Here is a 20,150-nt window from a genome sequence, read left to right on the forward strand (position 1 = left end):
CGCGTGAACCACGCCAGATCCGAAGTCCACCACTCCCCGGGACGCTATCGCTCTCGCCGTACATCGGCCTGGTGGGCCAGTACTCGCCGACGGCGTTCATGGCCGGCATCCTCGCCGGCGAAGAGCCAATCGACCACTTCCAGAAGGGCATGATCCGCGAGGGCGCCAACCTGCCGCCGGCCGTGCTGCGCACCATGCAGATCCACATCGCCGAGGAAGCCCGCCACATCTCGTGGGCCAACGAATTTCTCAAGACCCACATGCCGGATCGGTCGTGGCGTTTCAAAGCCTTCGCCACCGTCGCCTTCCCGCTGACGCTGCGCTGGCTGGCGCACGAGATCATGGCCTCACCGAAGTCGTTCGGCAAGCAGTTCGACATCCCGGAAGACGTTATGCGGCAAGCATTCTGGCGCAGCCCACAGTCGCGCAAGATCATGGCGAGCTTCTTCGACGAGACCCGCGCGCTCGCCGAGGAGATCGGGCTGATGAACCGCGTCGGCCGCTGGATGTGGAAGCGCTGCGGCATCGCCGGCGAGACGGCCCGCTACCGCAGTGCCCCCAACCGCGAGGCACAGTTGATCGCCTGATGCCCCACGTCATCACGCAGTCCTGCTGCAGCGACGCGTCGTGCGTCTACGCCTGTCCGGTCAACTGCATTCACCCCACGCCCGACGAGCCCGACTTCCACACCGCCGAGATGCTGTACATCGACCCGGTGGAGTGTGTCGACTGTGGCGCGTGCGTGACGGCCTGCCCCGTCGACGCCATCAAGCACGACGGGTCGTTGACCCCGGCCGAGAAGGTCTTCCTCGACCTCAACGCCGACTTCTACAGAGAGCCCCGGATCCGCCCGCTGCTGGCGCCCGTCGTCCCCCCGCTGCAGGTCCGGGCACCCGGCGCCATCAGCGTGGCCATCGTCGGCTCCGGCCCCGCCGCAATGTACGCCGCGCACGAAGTCCTGACTATCCCGGCGGCACGCGTCCGGATGTACGAGCGGCTCCCTCAGACCGGCGGGCTGGCCCGCTTCGGCGTCGCACCCGATCACCAGCGCACCCGGGGCGTGTCCCGCCAGTTCGACACCATCTGTGCCGACCCACGGCTGGAACTGGTGACGGGTGTCGAGGTCGGCACCGACATCACCCACCAGCAGCTGCTCGCCGACCACGACGCCGTCATCTACGCCGTCGGCGCGTCGACGGACCGTCCGCTCGATGTGCCCGGCGCCGACCTGCCGGGCGTCAGTTCGGCCACCCGTTTCGTGGCGTGGTACAACGGCCATCCCGACTTCGCCGGCGCCGACTTCGATCTGTCTCAGCCGCGCGCCGTCGTCATCGGCAACGGCAACGTCGCGCTCGACGTCGCCCGCATTCTCACCACCGATCCGGATCGCCTCGCCGCCACCGACATCGCACCACATGCCCTGAAAGCATTGCGCCAGAGCAACATTGAAGAGGTCGTCGTCGTGGGACGACGGGGCCTCGCGCAGTCGGCGTTCACCGTTCCGGAGCTCGTCGGCCTGACGTCCATGCCCGACGTCGACATCGTCGTCTCCCCGCAGGATCTGGCGTCACTGCCCGACACCGACCCGCGTGCCCGCATCCTCAGCGACCTGCCACAACGGCCCGGCAATCGCCGCATCACTTTGGAGTACCTGCAGTCACCCACGGCGATTCGAAGCACCTCGGCCGGACTGGAAGTCGAATTCGCCCGCAACGAACTCGTGGCGGCGGCCGACGGCACCACGAAGGTCAAGCCGACCGGTGAGCTGAACCCCGTCACCGCCGGGCTGGTACTGACGTCCATCGGCTACCGCGGCCGGCCGCTGGCCGGCCTGCCGTTCGACGACGCACGCGGCACCGTCCCCAACGACAAGGGCCGCGTCGACGGCGTCGCCGCAACCTACGTGACCGGCTGGATCAAACGCGGACCGACGGGCTTCATCGGCACCAACAAGTCGTGCGCGCAGGAGACGGTGCGCAGCCTCGTGGCCGACTACAACTCGGGCTTGCTGGCCTGACCCGCCAGCGCGGCGACCACGGCGACCAGCGGCTCGTCACGGCTGACCTCGAATCCGATGGCCCGCGCAGCCCCGTCGAGGACATACCAGGTGAAGTCGGCCAGGTGCGCGACCATCTCGTCGCGCGTGTGCGTCGGCGCCGGGCTGCGCACCCACGTGAACAGCGTCTCCTCGACCATGGTGACGATCGCCAGCGGCGCGAGCTTGAACGCGCTGTCGTCGACGCCGATGGCCAAGGTGATGGCGGCGATGATGCCGTCGGCGCGTTCGATGATGCGCAGCTTCAGCTCACCGACGGCGTCGAGCGTCTGGTCCCCCTCGAACGACGGGCCGCTGCGCGCGAACTCGTTCAACCGCGGATGGTCGATCATCCAGTCCGCGACGGCTTCGATGGTCCGGGTCAGGATCTCGCGCAGCGAACCGTCGGTGATATCGAGCTTGCCGACCAGGACGGACCCGAAGTCGTCGATCAGGTACGACCGCACCCGACGCTCCAGTTCCTCCTTGCCGGAGGTCTGCCGGTAGATGACCGACTTGGCGACGCCGGCGCGCTTGGCGATGGCCGCGACGGAGATGTCGGCGCCAGGTGGGCTCTCCTCCAGCAGCTCGATCATGGCCAGCAGGATCTGGGACCGGCGTTCGGCGTTGTGCTGCTCCCACCGCGCCTCGTAGCCACTCACCGACGCGGGGTTCGGGGCCACAGACATGTGTGCCACGGTAGTCGGTGGCCTTTTACGTGACGCCCGCCACACCCCGTCACACATCGCGCTGCTGCCTCGTCCACCAGATATGACGACATCAACACGCATCGAGCCCCTGCCCCCGCAACGTGCCGGCCTGCTGACCCGGCTCATGTACCGCTACGCCAAGCGTGAGTTCGGCGAGGTGCCCGAGCCCTTCGCCGTCGCGGCACATCACCCGCGACTGCTGGTCGCCAATGCCGTGCACGAGGGCCTGTTGAAGAGCGGCTCGAAGACGCTGCCGGATTCGGTCCGCGATCTCGCCGTGTTCTGGACCGCGCGGACCGTGGGCTGCTCCTGGTGCGTCGACTTCGGCACCATGCTGATGCGCCTGGAGAGCCTGGACGTCGACCGGCTCAAGCACATAGATAGTTATGCGACTTCTCCTTTGTTCACCGACGACGAGCGGGCCGCCATCGCCTACGCCGACGCGATGACCACCGATCCGCACAACGTGACCGACGAACAGGTCGACGATCTCAAGCGCCGGTTCGGCGAGGCCGGGGTGATCGAGCTGACCTATCAGATCGGCGTGGAGAACATGCGGTCGCGGATGTACGCCGCGCTCGGGATCACCGAGCAGGGCTTCAGCTCGGGCGACGCGTGCCGGGTGCCTTGGGAGACCCAGGCCGAGTGATCCGAGGGCGCTGGCTTCGCGCCCCAGCCAGGTGGTAGAACACGTTACAGAAATGGCGGGCAACGCCGCCGAAACCACCTGCTCAGCAAGGAGCACCCATGCACTGGTACACCGGAAACACGTTCTATGACACGGTGCTGACCGCTGCCTTCGGGTTCGCCGTGTTCGTGATCATCGGCGGTTTTTTCGCGCAGAGTTCGTACGGGCGGTTCTCGACGACGAAGCTCGGCCTGAACCTCAACCCGAAGCTCGGCTGGTGGCTGATGGAGATCCCGGCGACGGTGGTGTTCCTCATCAGCTACCTGGCCGGGCCGCACCGCTTCGAGCCGACGTCGCTGGTGCTGGCCGGCATCTGGCTGCTGCACTACGCCAACCGGGGCTGGTTCTTCCCGCTGGCCATCCGCCAGGTACCCGGCAAGCGCGGCACCTTCAACGTCTCGGTGATCGTGATGGGCATGCTGGTCACGTCGATGCACGGCTACCTCAACGGGACGCTGTTCAGCCACGACTTCTTCGGGCAGTACACCACCGCTTGGCTGACCGACCCGCGGTTCCTGGTGGGGCTGGCGATCTACCTGTGCGGTTTCGCGCTGCTGGTCAATTCTGAGTCGATCGTGCGAAACCTGCGCGACAAGAACAATCCGGGCGGTGCGGAGTACCGGATTCCGTTCGGCGGCGGGTTCCGGTTCGTCACCAGCCCGGCGTACCTGGGCGAGCTCATCGCCTGGTCCGGCTTCGCGCTGCTGACCTGGGCGCTGCCCGGCGTCGTCATCCTGTTGATCACCGCGGGCAACCTGATTCCCCGGGCGCTGGGCACCCACACCTGGTACCAGGAGAAGTTCCCCGAGTACCCCACCGATCGCAAGGCGTTGATCCCCTACGTCCTGTGACCACTAGCCCGATTTCAGCGGTGACGCTGTGAACTTGTCCGGGTTCGCGATGTCCCACAGCGCGACGACCTTGCCGTCGCGCACGGTCAGTGCGGTGACGCGCGGCAGCATCTCGGGATGCTCGCCGTCGGCCGGCAGGCCGGGGTTGTACGCGCCGAGCTCGCCGTTGATGAGTGCCAACTGGGACGTCGAAAGCCATTGCGGCCCATAGCGCCTGGCCAAGCCGAACAGGAACCGCGCCACCTTGTCCGCGCCGACGATGGTGCGGGGTGCCGTGGGTGCCCGCCGGTTGGAGTCGCCGGTGAACGTCGCCTCGGGGTGCAGCAGTTCGACGACGGCAGCCATGTCACCACCGGCCAGCGCGGCCATCAGCTTGCCGACGACCTCGTTGTGCCCGGCGTCCGGCGGCGGTGCGGGTGCCGCGGCCACTGCGCGTCGCGCCCGTGACGCGAGCTGCCGCGCACTCGCGTCGCTCACGCCGAGCACCGACGCGATCTCGGAGAACGGCACCGCGAAGCCGTCATGTAGCACGAAGGCCACCCGCTGGTCGGGCGTCAGCCGCTCCAGCACCACCATCGCGGCGAAGCGGGCGTCCTCCCCCGCGACCACGGCGGCCAATGGGTCGGACGCGTCGAAGCCCGTCACCACCGGCTCGGGCAGCCATTCGCCGAAATACGCCTCGCGCCGGTGCGCGGCCGAGCGCAGCCGGTCCAGGCCGAGACGACTCACGACGGTCGTCAGCCAGGCACGCGGCTCTTCGATGGCGTCGACATCCGCACTGTGCCAGCGCAACCAGGCGTCCTGCACGATGTCCTCGGCGTCGGCGTACACGCCGGTCAACCGGTAGGCGACAGACAGCAGGTGCGGGCGCAACCGCTCGAACTCGTCGGTGTCCTGCGCAGTGGTCACCGTTGCCTCCTCGTGAGTAAACGTGAGTGCGTTTCTCCCATCAGGCTGCCTCGCCTTGCGGTGAGGCGCTTCCATTGCTGGATTCAGGTTTCACAGCCACCAGCGCCGCCGAAGCGGTCGTCTTACGGTCGGCTCCACCATTGTCGAAGCAGGCACTCTGCTCCGCCCGCGCTATGCGCGCGAGGTTGATCGCGGCGTTGAGATCACGGTCGATCCTCAACCCGCAGTTCTCGTGCTCACAGACGTAGGTACGTTCTGACAGATTCAGCTTGGCTTTCACCGAACCGCAGCCAGAACACGTCTTCGAGCTTGGATACCACCGATCGGCTTGCACACGACGCGAGCCATACCACGCGGTTTTGTAGTCGAGCTGGCGGGAGAACTCACCCAGCCCAGCGTCAGCGATCGAACGATTCAGCCCACGCTTGCCAGAACCGCCTTTGGCCATCATGTTCTTCACCGCGAGCGTCTCGGTACCGATCACATCGAAGGACAGCGCCAACAGCGTGGTCAGTTTGTGCAGGCGATCACGACGCAGGTTCGCCACCCGAGCGTGCTGCGCACCGATCCCCTGTTGGGTCCGCGTCCACGCCTTCGACGGCTCCCGCCGGGTCCCGGCCGCCGCATCCCACGGCCCAGCTTGCCGGGCGGCTTTGCGCTGCAACGCCCGCAGCATGCGCGACGCCCGCGCGAACTCTCTGGGCGCGGCGACCCGCAGGAGTTCGCGGCCGTCGGGTGTGGCCACCACGATCAGGTCTTTGACACCGAGATCAACACCAACCACGCCGGCGCGGCGTGTGACATGAGCGGGCCGTTTCGCCGCTCGCTCGACCACGCACGTGAAGCTCACCAGCCAGCGGCCCCGCTCGAACCGCACCGTGGCCTTCAACACCCGCGCCGAACCTTGCTCCAGTCGTCGGGCGAGTTTGCGGGTGGACTCGTGCACCCGCAGAGAGCCCAGCCGCGGCAGCGTCACATGGTGGCGGTCCGGCTCGATGCGGATCGCGCCGGTGGTGAAAGCGAAGACCTTGGTCGATCGCTTGGACTTGAACGACGGGAAACCGACGCGGGGGCCTTTGCGTGTTCCCTTGCGGGAAGTGGACCAGTTCGTCAACGCCGACGAGAGGTTCTTGCAGGCGTTCGCGTACGCCTCTTTGGAGTTCTCACCCCACCACGGTGTCCCGTCATCACGCACCGCGACAACGTGTTTGCGCCGATTGAAGTCATTACGCAAAGACTGGAACGACCACGACAGCAGCGGCGTGAGATCGGTATCGGCCCAGCCGTAGGACCGCTCGGCCGCACGCTGGCTCAGGTTGTCCTTCACCGCCCGCAGCATCGTGTTGTAGGCGAACCGCGCCGCGCCGGCGTGCGACTCCAGCAGTGCGGTTTGTGCGTCAGTCGGATCGAGGGCGTACTGATACGCCTGCAACACCCAGCCCGTAGGAACGTCGAACTTCTCGGCCATCACGGCGCCCCGGTGTCGGAGGCCTTGGTGGCGGTGAGCGCCCGCATCGCCCGGTTTCGCGCTCCGCGCCGCCCGTAGCGGCGGGCGCACATCGAGGTCAGCACCTCGATCATGTCCCGGACCAGATCGTCGCCGGTCTTACCGGTGTCGGGCACCACGATGCGGCGGCCCTGCGCGGACAGGGCCGCCTCCAGGTGCTCGACCCCGAAACGAGCCAGCCGGTCGCGGTGCTCCACAACAACCACACTCGCACAGGGGTCAGACAAAACCCGACGGATCTTCCGACGCCTTGATCACATTTACCCACACATCACCGAACAGTTCGCAACCCCACCAACCTACGACTCGTCGCTTCGCGGCGGCGAACCGTAGCATCTCTTCGGCAATGAACCGGGGATGAGCAGGGAGCAGATGACAACAACAGCGCCAAACATCGTGGTCGAGGACAAAGGCCTCAAGCGGGGTGCCCTCGGCCTGGTGTCCAGCGTGGTGGTCGGGCTGGCGTCGACGGCGCCCGCCTACAGCCTGGCCGCGACGCTCGGCCTGGTCATCGCGGCCGGTGGCACGCTGCTGGCCGGCGTCAAAGCCCCTGCGATCATGCTCATTTCGTTCGTGCCGATGTACCTCATCGCCGTCGCCTACCAGGAGCTGAACAAGGCAGAGCCCGACTGCGGCACCACGTTCACTTGGGCCGCAAGGGCTTTCGGGCCGGTGGTCGGGTGGCTCGGCGGGTGGGGCATCATCGCCTCCGACGTCATCGTGATGGCCAATCTGGCACAGATCGCCGGGTCATACTCCTTCACATTCGTCGGTGACCTGGGCTGGCATTCGGCCGCCGGTCTGGCGAACAGCACCCTGTGGTCGACGGTGGCGGGCGTCATCTGGATCGTCCTCATGACGTACATCTGCTACCGCGGCATCGAGGTGTCGGCCCGGTTGCAGTACGTGCTGTTGACCGTCGAAGTGGTCGTGCTGATCGTGGTGTCTGTCGGGGCGCTGGTGAAGGTGTACACGCACCACGGGTACGCCTACTCGATCATGCCGTCCTGGTCCTGGTTCTGGCCTGGCGGAATGGATTTCGGCACCGTGATTGCCCCGGCGGTCCTGGCCACCATCTTCATCTACTGGGGTTGGGATACCGCGGTGGCGTGCAACGAGGAGTCCGACGATCCTGGCCGCACTCCCGGACGCGCCGCCGTCATCTCGACGTTCCTGCTGCTGGCCACCTATGCGTTGGTGACGGTCTCGACCATCGCGTTCGCCGGCGTGGGCACCGAAGGCATCGGGCTGGGCAACCAGGAGAACGCCAAGGACGTGTTCACTGCGATCGGTCCATCGTTGTTCGGCGACAGCGTGATCGGGAAGATCGGCATGCTGCTCCTGTCGGCGTCGATCCTGACGTCGGCGGCGGCCTCGACGCAGACCACCATCATGCCGACCGCACGTACCACCCTGTCGATGGGCGTATACCGGGCGCTGCCAGAGAGTTTCGCGAAGATTCATCGCCAGTACCTGACGCCCACCACCTCAACCATCGTGATGGGCGTGGTGTCGGTGCTGTGCTACGTGCTGTTCACCGCGATCAGTGCCGATCTGTTGACGGCCCTCATCGGTTCGGTCGGCCTGATGATCGCGTTCTACTACGCGCTGACCGGGTTCGCCTGCGCCTGGTTCTACCGAAAGACGTTGACCCGCAACGCGCGTGACTTCGTGATGCGTGGCGTGTTGCCGGTGGTCGGTGGCATCACGCTGTCCGTGGTGTTCGGGTACGGCCTGGTCCAGTACAGCAAGCCGGATTGGCTGAAGGACGAAAACCACCACGACGTCACCATTTTCGGCTTCGGCGCGGTGGGTGTGGTCGGCGTCGTCGGACTGCTGCTCGGTGTGGTGCTGATGTTCGCCTGGCGTCTCGTGCGTCCGGAGTACTTCCGCGGACTGACGTTGCCACAGCGCCATGACCTGGTGCTGGATTCGCCGGTGGTAGCGCACTTCGGGCTGCCGGACTCCGGTGACATACCGACGGTCATCGCGCCCGACCTGTCGAACCTGCCGCCGGGCGAGACCGCAGTGGACGCCGCGACGGGCAAGCAGATCCGGCGGGACGATCCCGCCGGCTAGATGCAATGGTGTTCAGCCGGCTCCTGCCCGCCGTACACCGCACACCCTCCGCCGCCGGACCGCTTGACCCCGTACATGGCGGCGTCTGCGCGGCGGATCACGTCCTCGAGCAGGAAGTGCCGCGCCGACGTCGTCGCCACGGCAACGCCGATGCTCGTTGAGAGCGTTTCCCCGCGATCCAGATCGAGTTGCGTCAGCGTCGTCAAACGGGTGAGCAGCCCGGGTATGTCGGCCTCGCCGGTCGTGAACGTCACCAGGATGAGTTCGTCGCCGCCGATCCGGGCGGCGATCTCACCGGGCCGGGCAATCGACCGCAAGCTGTCTGCCAATGCGATCAGCGCGGCATCGCCGGCAGCGTGACCGTGCTGGTCATTGAGCCGTTTGAAGCGATCGATATCGATAACCGCCACCACGAGATGCGTCGGCGCCGACTCTGGGGCCAGGACCCGATTGACGACGTGGTGCATGCCGCGCCGATTGCGGAGCCCCGTCAGCTGATCCGCCTGTGCCGACCGCGCCATTCTGATGATCGCGCGCCGGCCCCTGTCGATCAGTAGGCAACCGCCGATCGGGATGCACACCACCCAGGCAAATGCCGGCATGTAGATCACGAACAGCCCGAACCAGCTGGCGTGGTGTTCGACCACCGCCCAAGCGGTGATTCCGGCAATGAGCAACGCACCGAATACGCAGTGCGCGGCCAGCACCCGCGCCCCCAGCAGAAACCCGATGAATCCCCCGATGACGCCCAGATACAGCGTCGTGCACAACCGTGCCTCCACGGTGGACATGGTCAACGCGACGGCGGCGATTGCAATGTCGGCCCAGACCACGAACGCGATTGCGCCCGCGTATCCGGGCCACGGCCACCGCAGCCATCGGCAGCCGTACCCGACGGCGGAGACAATCGCGACCACCTGCACCGCGTGCGGAACCACCCCGGTGGGTCCGGCGGGGTGGAATTGCACAACCGCGGCCAAGCCGGCCAGCATGAAGCACCCGACGACCACCACATGGCTGAATGCGCGCATGAATTTGCCTTCGCGAAGTGCGTTGGTAGCAAATCTGAACTCGGCCCCGCCCACCGCCACTCCCCGCGTCAATCAGGTGCACAATCTTGTTGCACGACATGCTATATGCCGTTTGTGACAGCCAAATATGCCGGGCGAAACATGACCACCCAGACGGCTATTGGCACATTTCATATACATTGCCATAACTGCATCAGCCGACCAGTCTCGCATAGCGACCTCGTGGCTCCCACCGGCGAGTTACCGTTCATGCGTGCCGAACAAGCCGTCCATCAATCCGGTGCGCTGGACCCCGCCGCCGGTCGACGCCCTCCCCGATTTCCCATCCGCGGAACTGACCATCGTGCCGATGCCGGGCGACGCCCCGGAAGACGTCGTCGTCGACGGTGACGGCGCGCTGTGGACGGGCCTGGTCGACGGCCGGATCGTGCGGGTATCCGCCGATGGCACCACGGATGTGGTGGCCGATACCGGCGGCCGGCCGCTGGGGCTGCATGTCGCCCGCGACGGCCGGGTGCTGGTCTGCGACAGCTATCGCGGGCTGATGGCGCTGGACCCCACCACCGGCGCCCTCGATGTGCTGGTGCCCGATATCGACGGCCGACCGCTGCGATTCTGCTCGAACGTCACCGAAACCGACGACGGCACAATCTATTTCACTGAGTCGACCAGCTCGTTCCATTACGAGCATTTCCGCGCGGCCATCCTGGAGGCCCGTGGCGACGGTGGCCTGTACAAGCTGGCGACCGACGGCACGGTGAGCACGGTGCGCGACGGCCTGTACTTCGCCAACGGCGTCACCGTCACGGCCGACGGCACTGCGCTGGTGTTCGCCGAGACGCAGGGCCGTCGACTGTCGAAGTACTGGCTGTCCGGGCCGCAGGCCGGCACCATCACTCCGCTGGCGGTCAATCTCCCCGGTATGCCCGACAACATCTCGACGGGCGCCGACGGCCGGATCTGGGTCGCGTTGGTCACCCCGGTCAACGCCGCAGCGGAATGGCTGGCACCGCGGCCGACCATCCTGCGCCAGCTGGTCTGGCGGTTGCCCGACGCGCTGCAGCCGCAGATGCCGCTGGAGGTGTGGGCCGTCGCCTTCGACCCCGACAGTGGCGAGGCCGTCTCCGGGGTACGCATGCCGCACCGGCAATTCGGACAGGTCACCGGACTGGTCGAGCGTGACGGGCAGCTGTGGATGAGCTCCATCGGCGTCCCCGCGCTGGCGTACTGCGCGATCCCGGAACGCCGGTAGCCGCCCGTTACCCAATTCACATTTGTAACTTCAACCCCAATTGTCACAGCGCGGCAACATCGTTTCCGGGGCTCCGTCGCCTAATCTGGCGAGACCATGGCGACCACCCGATCGACGGCACAACGCGCTGCAGCCCTGGCAGCAGCGTTTTTCCTGACGGCTGCACCGGCAGTGGCCTTTGCCGAACCCGACCCACCGGCCGCCGACCCCTGCCCGTACCGGGTGAACACCCCGCCCGCGGTCGACCAGTCCGAGGTTCCCAAAGCCGGCGACCCGCCGGCCCCGATTCCCGTACCGGCCACACCGCTCGGCGGCGAGCTGATGGCGAGCTGCGGCATCGTCGCCGCGCCCGACATGCCGCCCCTGCCCGGCGACGTCTCGGCTGATGCCTGGCTGCTGGCCGACCTGGACAGCGGCGACATCATCGCGGCGAAGGACCCGCACGGCCGGCACCGCCCGGCCTCCATCATCAAGGTGCTCATCGCGACCCAGGCCCTGCGTGAACTGCCCATCAACAAGCGCGTCACCGGCACGCCGGACGACGCTGCGGCCGAGGGCACCCGGGTAGGCGTCGATGACGGCGGCGTCTACACCGTCAACGACCTGCTGCACGGCCTGCTCATGCACTCGGGCAACGACGCCGCCCACGCCCTGGCGATGCAGGTCGGCGGGATGGACACCGCGATCACGAAGATCAACGACCTGGCCTCCAAGCTGGGCGGCCGCGACACCCGGGCGGCCACGCCGTCCGGCCTCGACGGCCCCGGCATGAGCACCTCGGCCTACGACATGGGCCTGTTCTACCGCTACGCCTGGCAGAACCCGACGTTCGCGTCCATCGTCTCGACCCAGAAGTACAACTTCCCGGGACATCCCGCGAAGCCCGGCGAGCCCGGTGACCACCCCGGCTACGAGCTCGAGAACGACAACAAGCTGCTCTACAACTACCCGGGCGCACTGGGCGGCAAGACCGGATACACCGACGACGCCGGGCAGACGTTCGTCGGCGCGGCTGATCGCGGTGGACGCCGTCTGGTCGCGATCCTGCTGCACGGCACCCGGGTCCCGATCGCGCCGTGGGAGCAGGCCGCACGGCTCCTGGACTACGGCTTCGCCACCCCGCCGGGCACCAAGGTGGGCACGTTGATCGAGCCGGACCCGTCGCTCACCCAGCGCAAGCCCGACGCCAAGCATCCGGCGGCCGCACAGGCCCTCGATGGCCTGCCGCCCGTCGACGCACTGCCGATCCGCGTCGGCGTCGGCGTCGTCGGGGCCGCGATCGTGCTGTCGCTGATGCTGGCGGCCCGTTCGATCAATCGGCGCCCCCAGCACGCCAACAGGTAGAGAATGACCGGCGATGACGCTCATCTCGGCCGGGACCGTTGTTTTGGGAGGCTCAGCGCTTGACGCTGTGTGCCGGCCCGGGTGGCTGGAGATCAGCGGCAACCGGATTCTCACGTGCGGTAGCGGCGCCGCGCCGCGCAGCGTCGACGTCGACTTCCCGGAAGGCGTTGTGGTGCCGGGCTTCGTGGACATGCATGTGCACGGCGGCGGCGGATTCTCCTACAGCACCGACGACCCCGGCGAGGTGGCGCGCGCCGCCGAATTTCACCGCGCCCACGGCACGACCACGACCCTGGCCAGTTTGGTCACCGCGGCGCCGGAAGTGTTGCTGGCGCAGGTGCAGACCCTGGCCGACGCGGTACGCGATGGCATTGTCGCCGGCATCCACCTGGAAGGTCCGTGGCTGAGTTCCGCGCGGTGCGGCGCACACGACGTGACACAGCTGCGGGAACCCGACCCCGCCGAGATCGACAGCCTGCTCGCCGCGGCCGACGGGACCATCCGGATGGTGACAATCGCCCCCGAGCTACCCGGCGCCGACGTCGCGATCGAACGCTTCGTCGACGCGGGAGTCATTGTGGCCGTGGGCCATACCGACGCCAGCTACGAGGAGACCAAACGGGCGTTGCAGCTGGGCGCCACCGTCGGCACCCACGTGTTCAACGGCATGCGTCCATTGCACCACCGTGATCCCGGCCCGGCGCTGGCCCTGCTGGAGGACACCCGGGTGACGGTCGAGCTCATCGCCGACGGCGTGCACCTGCACCCGGCGCTCGTCCACCAGGTCGCCGTCACCGCGGGCTCGGACCGCGTCGCGCTGATCACCGATGCGATGGCGGCCGCCGGCATGCCCGACGGGTCGTACCAACTGGGCGGCCTCGATGTCGAGGTCAGCGGCTCGGTGGCGCGGCTGCGCGAACGATCCACCATTGCGGGCAGCACCGCGACCATGGACGCCCTGTTCCGCACGGCGGCAACGGGTTTGGAGTCCTTATCCGATACGGCGTTGCAGCACGCGGTACTGATGACGGCGACGACCCCGGCGCGCACACTCGGATTCGACGACACCGGCGCACTGCGGCCCGGCGCGTCGGCCGACCTGGTCGTGCTGGACCGCAAACTGCACGTGCGGGCGGTGGTGCGGCGCGGGGTGTGGTCGGCGCCCGAAGCCATCCTCTCTCGTTGACCCTGTATCCAGGGCGCATTTGTTCGAGTGACTCGCGCCGCCATGTCAGGATCAACGACGGTGACCGCTGACACCGCGAGCGGGCACCTGGGCCCTCAGATCACCGTGAGCGGCAAGGCCTTTCCCAAATCAGTGCCCGCGGCGATGGACATCCGCTGACGCCCCAGAGCCGGCCACGCCTGCACCGCGCAGAACGGCGCGCACTGGTCCTGGCTGGAACGGGTACCGACATGCACGCAGCACTGCACCAGGCGCTCCTCGATCATGGTCGAGATGTCCATGAACGGTTTGACGGTGATGCGAACAACCCTCTCCCCCAACAGCTTCCGCACCCGATTCTTGCCACCGGGCAGCGCCGACGAGGATAGGGCCAGCAGCGTGGGCATGCCGAGATCGCAGTTCTGGCAGATGGTCCGCCACACATCGCCGATCCCGGGGTGCGACAGCGAGGACTGTTCAGAGAGCAAGCCGAGCAGCGATTCACGCACCGCCAGTTGCAGTTCCTGCGGCAGCTCGCTGTCGGCAATTCTGTTGGACACCAACCCGAGTCGGTCCTTGAGGGTGTCGTGACCGATCAGCGACACCAGCGACCGCCACCGCCCGGCATCGTCGCGCAGCACGTAGCCCACCGAGCAGCAGTGCGGATGCGAGCACGGCAGCGCGGTCAGGTCACGCCACGTCACCAGGCCGTCGGTCTGCGGGCCGAGCCGGCTGAGCACACCGGTGTGCGTCAGCCGGTCGCGCGCGTCCAGGCTCCCGGAGCGCCCCGAACCGAACTGCGGCTGAATGGTGATGCCACCGACGTACGGGGTACCCAGCGCCAGCTGCACCATGTCACCGATCTCGTTGTCGTTGACGCCCAGCGCGGCGGCCATCACCAGGGTCGTAAAGATCTGCTGAGACGAAAGGCGCTGCAGCACCTGCTGTTTGAGCCGTCGCAGATCGCCGCCGCGATGATGCCGGTGCGCCGCCTCGGACAGGCCGTCGTACTGCAGGTACACCTCGACCCGCTGCCGATGGGAGCTGATCAGCTGAAGCAGGGCGTCATCGGTCGCGATGCGAACTCCGTTGGTGTTGATCAGGATTCGCGTGATGGGCCGGCGGGTGAGTTCGTCGAGCAGTTCTGCCAGGTCGGGATGCAGCGTCGGTTCTCCGCCGGAGAGCATCAGCACGTCCAGTCGCCCATTCTCCCGGGCCAGCCGCTGGTCGACGTTCGCGAGCACCTCGGCAACCGGCACGACGTTGCGCAGATCGGGCGACGAATCGGTGAAGCACGTGGGGCATCGCAGGTTGCAGGCCTCGGCGATGTCTTCGAGCAGGATGCAGGTGTGCTGGGTCTGCATCTCCGGCAGTCCGCGCAGATAGGCCGACGGGATCGGATCGAAATTGCCTGCCACATCGGGGATGTGCGCCTTGGTCGGCGCCGTCCACTCCTCCAGATACGACAGAATCTCCGGGTTCTCGTCGTAGAGCGTGCTCACCAGACCGTGCGCCGGGCAGCCCCGCTCCAGCCACACCCGTCCGTCGCGTTCGACCAGCCGGCCGGACAGGCGCGCGACGTCGGCAAGCGGCCGTTCCGGCGCTTCATAGTGGCAGTTCGGGCAGTACGCCGTCACGTAGCGCAGCAGCCGGTCACCGCGCAGACCCATCCCGGCCGTCATGTGTACATCGTCGGGTTCAGGCCGGTGCAATAACCGACGGTCAGGATCGAGGTGAGCGCCCAGCCGATCATCAGACCGAGGCCGAGCCCCTTGGGTACCGGGCTGCCGGTCTTCCACAACGCGAAGCCGCCCCCGAACGCGATGAGCGCCAACAGCGCAGCGCCGAACGCCAGCAGCGCCTTCCCCTGGTCGGCGAGCATCACCGTGACGAACCCGATGCCGAGGTTCAGCACCGGAAAGATGAAGACCCCGCCGATGACGGCGCCGACCGAGACCCCGTTCGGGTTCTGCACCGGCGGCGGCGGATAGCCGTACTGCGGGTATTGCGGCGGGTACTGAGGGTATTGCGGATACTGCGGCGGGTACTGGGGATACGGCGGATTCTGACCGGGCGGCATGCCATTGCCGGGCTCATCGTCTGGATAATCAATTGGCGGCTCGGACACGGTCGCCCTCCTTGTCTGCCGACGAAATCGGGTAGTAGCCACGGCAATAGCCGCGCCATATCCGGAACCCCAAGAGCGCCAATGATGGCAGCAGAAACCATTGCGGCCGTGTCAGATCCAGCCACACCGTCTGGTTGGCACGGACGAACTCCACGAAGAAGCGGAACACCGCGTACGCGGCGATGTAGATGACGAACAGCTCGCCGGGATGGGTGATGCGGGGCCGCAACCACATGAGCACAGCGAAAGCCGCCAGCTGGAAGACGATTTCGTACACGAACGACGGGTGCATGGCCAGTCCCGCCACGCACCCTGGGCACTCGGGGGTGCTCGCCGGGGCGTGCACCCCCCAGGGCAGCGTCGTCGGCCGTCCGGGTGCCTCGGTCAGCAGACAGCCGATTCGGCCTACCGCCATCCCGAGGGCGACCGCCGGCGCGAACAGGTCGCCGGTCTTACCTCGGTACCCCCCAATTCGCTTGGCGACCAAGACGCCGAGGTAAGCGCCGAGTAGCCCACCGAGGATGCTCTTGGACCCGTACTCCCACGCCTGCGCGACAGTCGGGTTGGCACTGAAATCCAGGTGACGCGCCAACCCCGACGCCCGCATGCCGATCGCCCCGCCGACGAGGGCGCCGGTGACGGCCACGAGTGACTGTTCGTTCACCGCACCGCGGCGGCGCGCCTCGTGGACGAACACGATCACGGCGGCCAGCACGCCCAGCCCCACGAACAGACCGTGCACCGGTACCTGCACCGGTCCGATCTGCCACTGCGGGATCACCGAGATCACGCGGTCCAAGCTACAACCCGGTTCGGTCAGTGCACGATGATCCCGCGAATGTTCTTACCCTCCCGAAGGTCCTGGTAGCCCTGATTGACCTCTTCGAGGGTGTACCGCGTGGTCACCAGGTCATCGAGTTGGAGCTGGCCGTCGTTGTAGAGGCGCAGCAACCGGATGATGTCGTACTGCGGGTTGGCCGAGCCGAACAACGAGCCGCGAATGGTCTTCTCGAACAACGTCAGCTCCAGGCCTGAGACATGAATGGTGAGTTTCTCGGGGTTTGCCATGCCGATGACGACGACGGTGCCGCCCTTGCCGATGGCGTGGAATGCCGAGGTGACGACGTCCTCGTCGACGGTCCCGACGCAGATGATGGCCTGGTCGGCGCCCTGGCCCCACGACAGCTCGTTGATCTTCTCGGCCGCGGCCTCGGCGCTCGCAAAGACATGTGTGGCACCGAATTTCAGCGCGGTATCGCGCTTGAAGGCCACCGGGTCCACGGCCACAATGTATTTCGCGCCGGCGTGCGCGGCGCCCTGGACGGCGTTGATACCGATGCCGCCGATGCCGTAGACGACGGTGATGTCGCCCGGCCGCACATTTCCGGCATACGTGGCGCCGCCCCAGCCGGTCGGCACCCCGCAGCCGACGAGCACGGCGGTTTCCAGCGGCAGCCAGTCGTCGACCTTGACCACCGAGTGCTGCGAGATGGTGGCTTTCTTGGCGAACGTGCCCAGCATGCACATGGCACCGAAATCCGTGCCGCCCTTGTGAAATCGGAACGAACCGTCCGGCATGGAGCCTTCGAGGATGGTCGCGCCCATGTCGCACAGGGCCTGCCTGCCGGTCGAGCAGTACCGGCAGTGGCCACAGCTCGGGATGAAACTGCACACGACGTGGTCGCCGGGCTTGACCTTGGTGACGCCGGGGCCGACGTCCTCGATGATGCCGGCGCCCTCGTGCCCACCGACGATGGGATAGCGCGGCGGGAGGTCACCGTCGGACAGGTGCAGGTCGGAGTGACACAGTCCCGCGGCGGTGTAGTTGATCAGCACCTCGCCGGGGCCGGGGCCATCGAGATCGAGTTCCATGATCTCAAAGGGCTTGCCCGGCTCCAGGAGTACGGCTGCGGTGGTCTTCATCGATCAATTCCTTTCAGGCAGAGTGGGTTTCGTACAGGTGGCCTTGTGTCGGCGCCAGATCGCGCTTGAGGAAGTCGAGCTGGTCGGCCAGAGCCCGCTGTTGCCAGGGACCGTCGTAGAAGTCGAGATGGTCGGTGGGGTACTCCCGCAGCTGCGCCCAGTACCCGGCGCGACGGGCCGCCTTCCGCGCCGCGACCGCCGGCGCGATGCGGTCGTCGGTGCCGGGCTGCACGAGAATCGGACAGTTCAACTTGCCGGCCTTCGTGATCGGTCGGTTGAACGCGACGCCGAGGGCGTGCCGGCCGCGCACCTCGTTGCGCCACGTCGGCCCGGCGACGGGCAGCCAGGCCTCCTCCGATCCCGACGTCGCGATCACCGCGTTCGATCCGGGCTGCCCGACCACCGGCACCATGTGCGCGGGCCGCCCGAGCGCGCTGCCGATCACGTCCCGCAGGGCGTTGACCGTCGAGCGCACCAGGTAGCCGGTCCCGCAGGTACGACGCAGATGCGCCAGCGTGGCGACACCGTCGACTGCCGGATTCATCGAGATGACGGCCGCGACGCGCTGATCGCGAGCTGCGACAGCGATGACGTGACCGCCCGCGTACGACGTGCCCCACAGCACGATGCGGTCCGGGTCCACCCCGGGCAGGTGCCGCGCCGCGGCGATGGCGGCATGGTAGTCCTGCCGCTGGCGAGGAATCGAAATGTCCTGCCGGGGAACGCCTTCGGACTCACCGAACCCGCGGTAGTCGAACACCAGAACATCCAGCCCGGCGGCGGCGAAGGGCTCGGCGAAGCCGAGCAGCGCGGTGTCCTTGGTCCCACTGAAGCCGTGGGCCATCACCACGCACGGCCGGCCGGACTCACCGGCCAGCGCGTCGGTGGCGGCGGTCAGATGCCAAGCGGCGCAACGCACCCCGTGGCTGTAGAAGTAGAGCTGTTTCATGATGATCCTTTACGACGCGAACGCGACAGACTTGACGGATGAGAACCGCAGGCCCGGGTCTTCGATGTCGCCGTTGCGCAACCGCTCGGCGTCCATCTCGTAGGCGTGCTTGACCAGCCACGAACCGCTGTCGCCGCTGCGGGGGAACTGCTGGATTCCGCGCTGGACGTAGCCCGACGACAGGTCCATCAGCGGGCCACGCTCCATGTCGGGGTTCTCGACCACGGGGACGACGACGTCGTGCCCGTGGGCCTCCATGTGGTCCAGCAGTCGGCAGAAGTGCTCGCAGACCAGGTCGACCTTGAGGGTCCAGGCGATGTTGGTGTACCCCATCGCGAATGCCATGTTGGGCACGTCGGAGATCATCATCGCCTTGTAGACGGTGTGGTCCGGCATGCTGAGTACCTGATCGTCAACGCTCAGCGCGATCTTCCCGAACGCCGACATGTTCAAACCCGTTGCGGTGACGATGATGTCGGCCTCCAGCTCCTGGCCGGATTTCAGCAGGATGCCGCGCTTGGTGAACCGCTCGATCTGGTCGGTGACCACCGATGCCTTGCCGGCCTTGACCGCCTTGAACAGATCGCCGTCGGGCACCATGGCGAGGCGCTGCTCCCACGGGTTGTACCGCGGTGTGAAGTGCGTATCGACGTCGAAGCCCTTGGGTAGCTGCCGGGCGACGTTGGCGATCAACAGCTTTCGCATCAGCTTTGGGTATTTCTGGCACAGCTTGAACAACCCACGGCTGGTCGCGATGTTCTTGCGCCGCACGATCGGGAACGCGCGCTCGTGGCCCAGTACCTTGTTGAGGGTGTTGGTGATCGGGTCGGCGGCCGGCACCGACAGCACATAGCTCGGGGACCGCTGCAGCATGGTGATGTGAGCGGTCTTGTCCGCCATCGACGGGATCAGCGTGACAGCCGTTGCGCCACTACCGATCACGACGACCTTCTTGCCGGCGTAGTCCAGGTCCTCCGGCCACAGCTGCGGATGGATCACCGGGCCCTCGAAGTCGTCCTTGCCGGGGAAGTCGGGAATGAAGGGCTTTTCGTAGTCGTAATATCCGGTGCCCAGGAACAGGAAGCGGCCGGTGAAGGTCGACGTCTGGCCGCCGTGCGTGGTGGTGACGGTCCAGCGCCCGGTGTCCGAGTCGAAGTTCGCGTTCTGCACGTGCTGGCCGAATCGGATGTGCTCGTCGATCCCGTTCTCGTCGACGGCCTGCTGCAGGTAGTCCAGGATGATGTGGCCGTCGGCGATGGACTTGCGGTGTGTCCACGGCTTGAAGCCGAAGCCGAAGGTGGGCATGTCGGAGTCCGAGCGGATGCCGGGATACTTGTGCAGGCTCCAGGTGCCGCCGATGGCGTCGCGCCCCTCGATGATCAGGAACGACGTACCCGGGCGGTTCGCCTTCAGGTGGTACGCCGCGCCGATGCCGGAGATACCCGCTCCGATGATCAACACATCGACATCGCGCGTCTCGGACCGCTTCATTGAGGTGGACACTGTGACTCCTGATCGGTTGGAGGTGATGGTGTGATGGCACTAACGCTATGGATGTTGCGACACACAGCACAGGTGC

17 protein-coding genes and 2 pseudogenes are annotated in these 20,150 nt (G+C 66.9%); 8 read left to right on the forward strand and 11 right to left on the reverse strand.

The annotated features are described in order from the left end of the window. Together EB75_RS13455 and EB75_RS13460 are read left to right on the forward strand one after the other, a co-directional pair. Positions 1–587 (forward strand): diiron oxygenase (locus EB75_RS13455; RefSeq protein ID WP_142239591.1); only part of this gene is annotated, 587 nt, incomplete at its 5' end. Next, positions 587–2,017, forward strand: a complete 1,431-nt coding sequence (locus EB75_RS13460; protein ID WP_073695892.1) for an FAD-dependent oxidoreductase — start codon at positions 587–589, stop codon at positions 2,015–2,017. The genes EB75_RS13455 and EB75_RS13460, both read left to right, overlap by 1 nt. On the opposite strand, the gene EB75_RS13465 is transcribed toward EB75_RS13460, so the two are convergent. Next, complete coding sequence (locus tag EB75_RS13465; protein ID WP_073695893.1) at positions 1,993–2,724, reverse strand: TetR/AcrR family transcriptional regulator; 732 nt, start codon at positions 2,722–2,724, stop codon at positions 1,993–1,995. The genes EB75_RS13460 and EB75_RS13465 overlap by 25 nt on opposite strands. A 67-nt stretch (positions 2,725–2,791) precedes the next feature. Here EB75_RS13465 and EB75_RS13470 point away from each other — a divergent pair. Then, a pseudogene (locus EB75_RS13470) lies at positions 2,792–3,394 on the forward strand (carboxymuconolactone decarboxylase family protein); the annotation flags it as partial. 98 nt (positions 3,395–3,492) lie between these two features. Beyond that, on the forward strand, positions 3,493–4,284 hold the full coding sequence (locus EB75_RS13475) for a phosphatidylethanolamine N-methyltransferase family domain-containing protein (protein WP_073695895.1): 792 nt from the start codon (positions 3,493–3,495) through the stop codon (positions 4,282–4,284). A 3-nt stretch (positions 4,285–4,287) separates the two neighbouring features. Here EB75_RS13475 and EB75_RS13480 read toward each other — a convergent pair whose 3' ends face one another. The 3 genes and pseudogenes from EB75_RS13480 to EB75_RS13490 all read right to left on the reverse strand — a co-directional run. Next, a complete protein-coding gene (locus EB75_RS13480) occupies positions 4,288–5,193 on the reverse strand; it encodes a sigma-70 family RNA polymerase sigma factor (protein WP_073695896.1) in 906 nt (301 codons plus the stop codon). 40 nt (positions 5,194–5,233) lie between these two features. Then, a complete protein-coding gene (tnpB, locus tag EB75_RS13485; protein ID WP_073695897.1) occupies positions 5,234–6,661 on the reverse strand; it encodes an IS607 family element RNA-guided endonuclease TnpB in 1,428 nt (475 codons plus the stop codon). Beyond that, positions 6,661–6,951 (reverse strand): annotated as a pseudogene (locus EB75_RS13490) (recombinase family protein); the annotation flags it as partial. The pseudogene EB75_RS13490 and the gene tnpB, both read right to left, overlap by 1 nt. A 121-nt stretch (positions 6,952–7,072) precedes the next feature. Here EB75_RS13490 and EB75_RS13495 point away from each other — a divergent pair. Beyond that, positions 7,073–8,779 (forward strand): APC family permease, encoded by a 1,707-nt coding sequence (locus EB75_RS13495; RefSeq protein ID WP_142239592.1) that lies wholly within the window; start codon positions 7,073–7,075, stop codon positions 8,777–8,779. On the opposite strand, the gene EB75_RS13500 is transcribed toward EB75_RS13495, so the two are convergent. Continuing rightward, the gene (locus tag EB75_RS13500) at positions 8,776–9,810 is read right to left on the reverse strand and encodes a GGDEF domain-containing protein (RefSeq protein WP_142239593.1); all 1,035 of its coding nucleotides are present in this window, start codon (positions 9,808–9,810) and stop codon (positions 8,776–8,778) included. The genes EB75_RS13495 and EB75_RS13500 overlap by 4 nt on opposite strands. A 253-nt stretch (positions 9,811–10,063) precedes the next feature. Here EB75_RS13500 and EB75_RS13505 point away from each other — a divergent pair, with 253 nt between their 5' ends. The 3 genes from EB75_RS13505 (at position 10,064) to nagA (ending at position 13,592) form a co-directional block, all read left to right on the forward strand. Next, positions 10,064–11,062, forward strand: a complete 999-nt coding sequence (locus EB75_RS13505) for an SMP-30/gluconolactonase/LRE family protein (RefSeq protein ID WP_073695900.1) — start codon at positions 10,064–10,066, stop codon at positions 11,060–11,062. Positions 11,063–11,158: 96 nt separating this feature from the next. Continuing rightward, a complete protein-coding gene (locus tag EB75_RS13510; protein WP_073695901.1) occupies positions 11,159–12,406 on the forward strand; it encodes a D-alanyl-D-alanine carboxypeptidase family protein in 1,248 nt (415 codons plus the stop codon). Between the two features lie 13 nt (positions 12,407–12,419). Further along, entirely contained in the window at positions 12,420–13,592 is a 1,173-nt protein-coding gene (gene nagA / locus EB75_RS13515; protein ID WP_073695902.1) for an N-acetylglucosamine-6-phosphate deacetylase, read from the forward strand. Positions 13,593–13,687: 95 nt separating this feature from the next. Here nagA and EB75_RS13520 read toward each other — a convergent pair whose 3' ends face one another. Genes EB75_RS13520 through EB75_RS13545 form a run of 6 tightly spaced genes read right to left on the reverse strand, consistent with a single transcriptional unit; the run spans position 13,688 to position 20,062 of the window. After that, positions 13,688–15,253, reverse strand: coding sequence for a radical SAM protein (locus EB75_RS13520; RefSeq protein WP_073695903.1), 1,566 nt, complete (start codon positions 15,251–15,253; stop codon positions 13,688–13,690). Further along, positions 15,250–15,699: a hypothetical protein gene (locus EB75_RS13525; RefSeq protein ID WP_286150187.1), complete on the reverse strand. Its 450-nt coding sequence runs from the start codon at positions 15,697–15,699 to the stop codon at positions 15,250–15,252. The genes EB75_RS13520 and EB75_RS13525 overlap by 4 nt, the downstream gene beginning before the upstream one ends. Then, on the reverse strand, positions 15,680–16,480 hold the full coding sequence (locus EB75_RS13530) for a prolipoprotein diacylglyceryl transferase (protein WP_073695938.1): 801 nt from the start codon (positions 16,478–16,480) through the stop codon (positions 15,680–15,682). Before EB75_RS13530 ends, EB75_RS13525 begins: the two co-directional genes overlap by 20 nt. Before the next feature lie 35 nt (positions 16,481–16,515). Beyond that, a complete protein-coding gene (locus EB75_RS13535; protein ID WP_073695904.1) occupies positions 16,516–17,622 on the reverse strand; it encodes an NDMA-dependent alcohol dehydrogenase in 1,107 nt (368 codons plus the stop codon). 13 nt (positions 17,623–17,635) lie between these two features. After that, the gene (locus EB75_RS13540) at positions 17,636–18,571 is read right to left on the reverse strand and encodes an alpha/beta hydrolase (protein WP_073695905.1); all 936 of its coding nucleotides are present in this window, start codon (positions 18,569–18,571) and stop codon (positions 17,636–17,638) included. 9 nt (positions 18,572–18,580) lie between these two features. Continuing rightward, complete coding sequence (locus EB75_RS13545) at positions 18,581–20,062, reverse strand: flavin-containing monooxygenase (RefSeq protein WP_073695906.1); 1,482 nt, start codon at positions 20,060–20,062, stop codon at positions 18,581–18,583. Positions 20,063–20,150: the final 88 nt, after the last annotated feature.

This window comes from Mycobacterium sp. ST-F2 (genome assembly GCF_001905655.1).
Classification (GTDB): Bacteria; Actinomycetota; Actinomycetes; order Mycobacteriales; family Mycobacteriaceae; genus Mycobacterium.

What these genes read in the sequence shown, in the direction of transcription:
- EB75_RS13460 (WP_073695892.1), top strand. Translation starts at nt 587, where the DNA reads ATGCCCCACGTCATCACGCAGTCCTGCTGCAGCGACGCGTCGTGCGTC.
- EB75_RS13465 (WP_073695893.1), bottom strand. Translation starts at nt 2,724, where the DNA reads ATGTCTGTGGCCCCGAACCCCGCGTCGGTGAGTGGCTACGAGGCGCGG.
- EB75_RS13475 (WP_073695895.1), top strand. Translation starts at nt 3,493, where the DNA reads ATGCACTGGTACACCGGAAACACGTTCTATGACACGGTGCTGACCGCT.
- tnpB (WP_073695897.1), bottom strand. Translation starts at nt 6,661, where the DNA reads ATGGCCGAGAAGTTCGACGTTCCTACGGGCTGGGTGTTGCAGGCGTAT.
- EB75_RS13495 (WP_142239592.1), top strand. Translation starts at nt 7,073, where the DNA reads ATGACAACAACAGCGCCAAACATCGTGGTCGAGGACAAAGGCCTCAAG.
- EB75_RS13500 (WP_142239593.1), bottom strand. Translation starts at nt 9,810, where the DNA reads ATGCGCGCATTCAGCCATGTGGTGGTCGTCGGGTGCTTCATGCTGGCC.
- EB75_RS13510 (WP_073695901.1), top strand. Translation starts at nt 11,159, where the DNA reads ATGGCGACCACCCGATCGACGGCACAACGCGCTGCAGCCCTGGCAGCA.
- nagA (WP_073695902.1), top strand. Translation starts at nt 12,420, where the DNA reads ATGACGCTCATCTCGGCCGGGACCGTTGTTTTGGGAGGCTCAGCGCTT.
- EB75_RS13520 (WP_073695903.1), bottom strand. Translation starts at nt 15,253, where the DNA reads ATGACGGCCGGGATGGGTCTGCGCGGTGACCGGCTGCTGCGCTACGTG.
- EB75_RS13535 (WP_073695904.1), bottom strand. Translation starts at nt 17,622, where the DNA reads ATGAAGACCACCGCAGCCGTACTCCTGGAGCCGGGCAAGCCCTTTGAG.
- EB75_RS13540 (WP_073695905.1), bottom strand. Translation starts at nt 18,571, where the DNA reads ATGAAACAGCTCTACTTCTACAGCCACGGGGTGCGTTGCGCCGCTTGG.
- EB75_RS13545 (WP_073695906.1), bottom strand. Translation starts at nt 20,062, where the DNA reads ATGAAGCGGTCCGAGACGCGCGATGTCGATGTGTTGATCATCGGAGCG.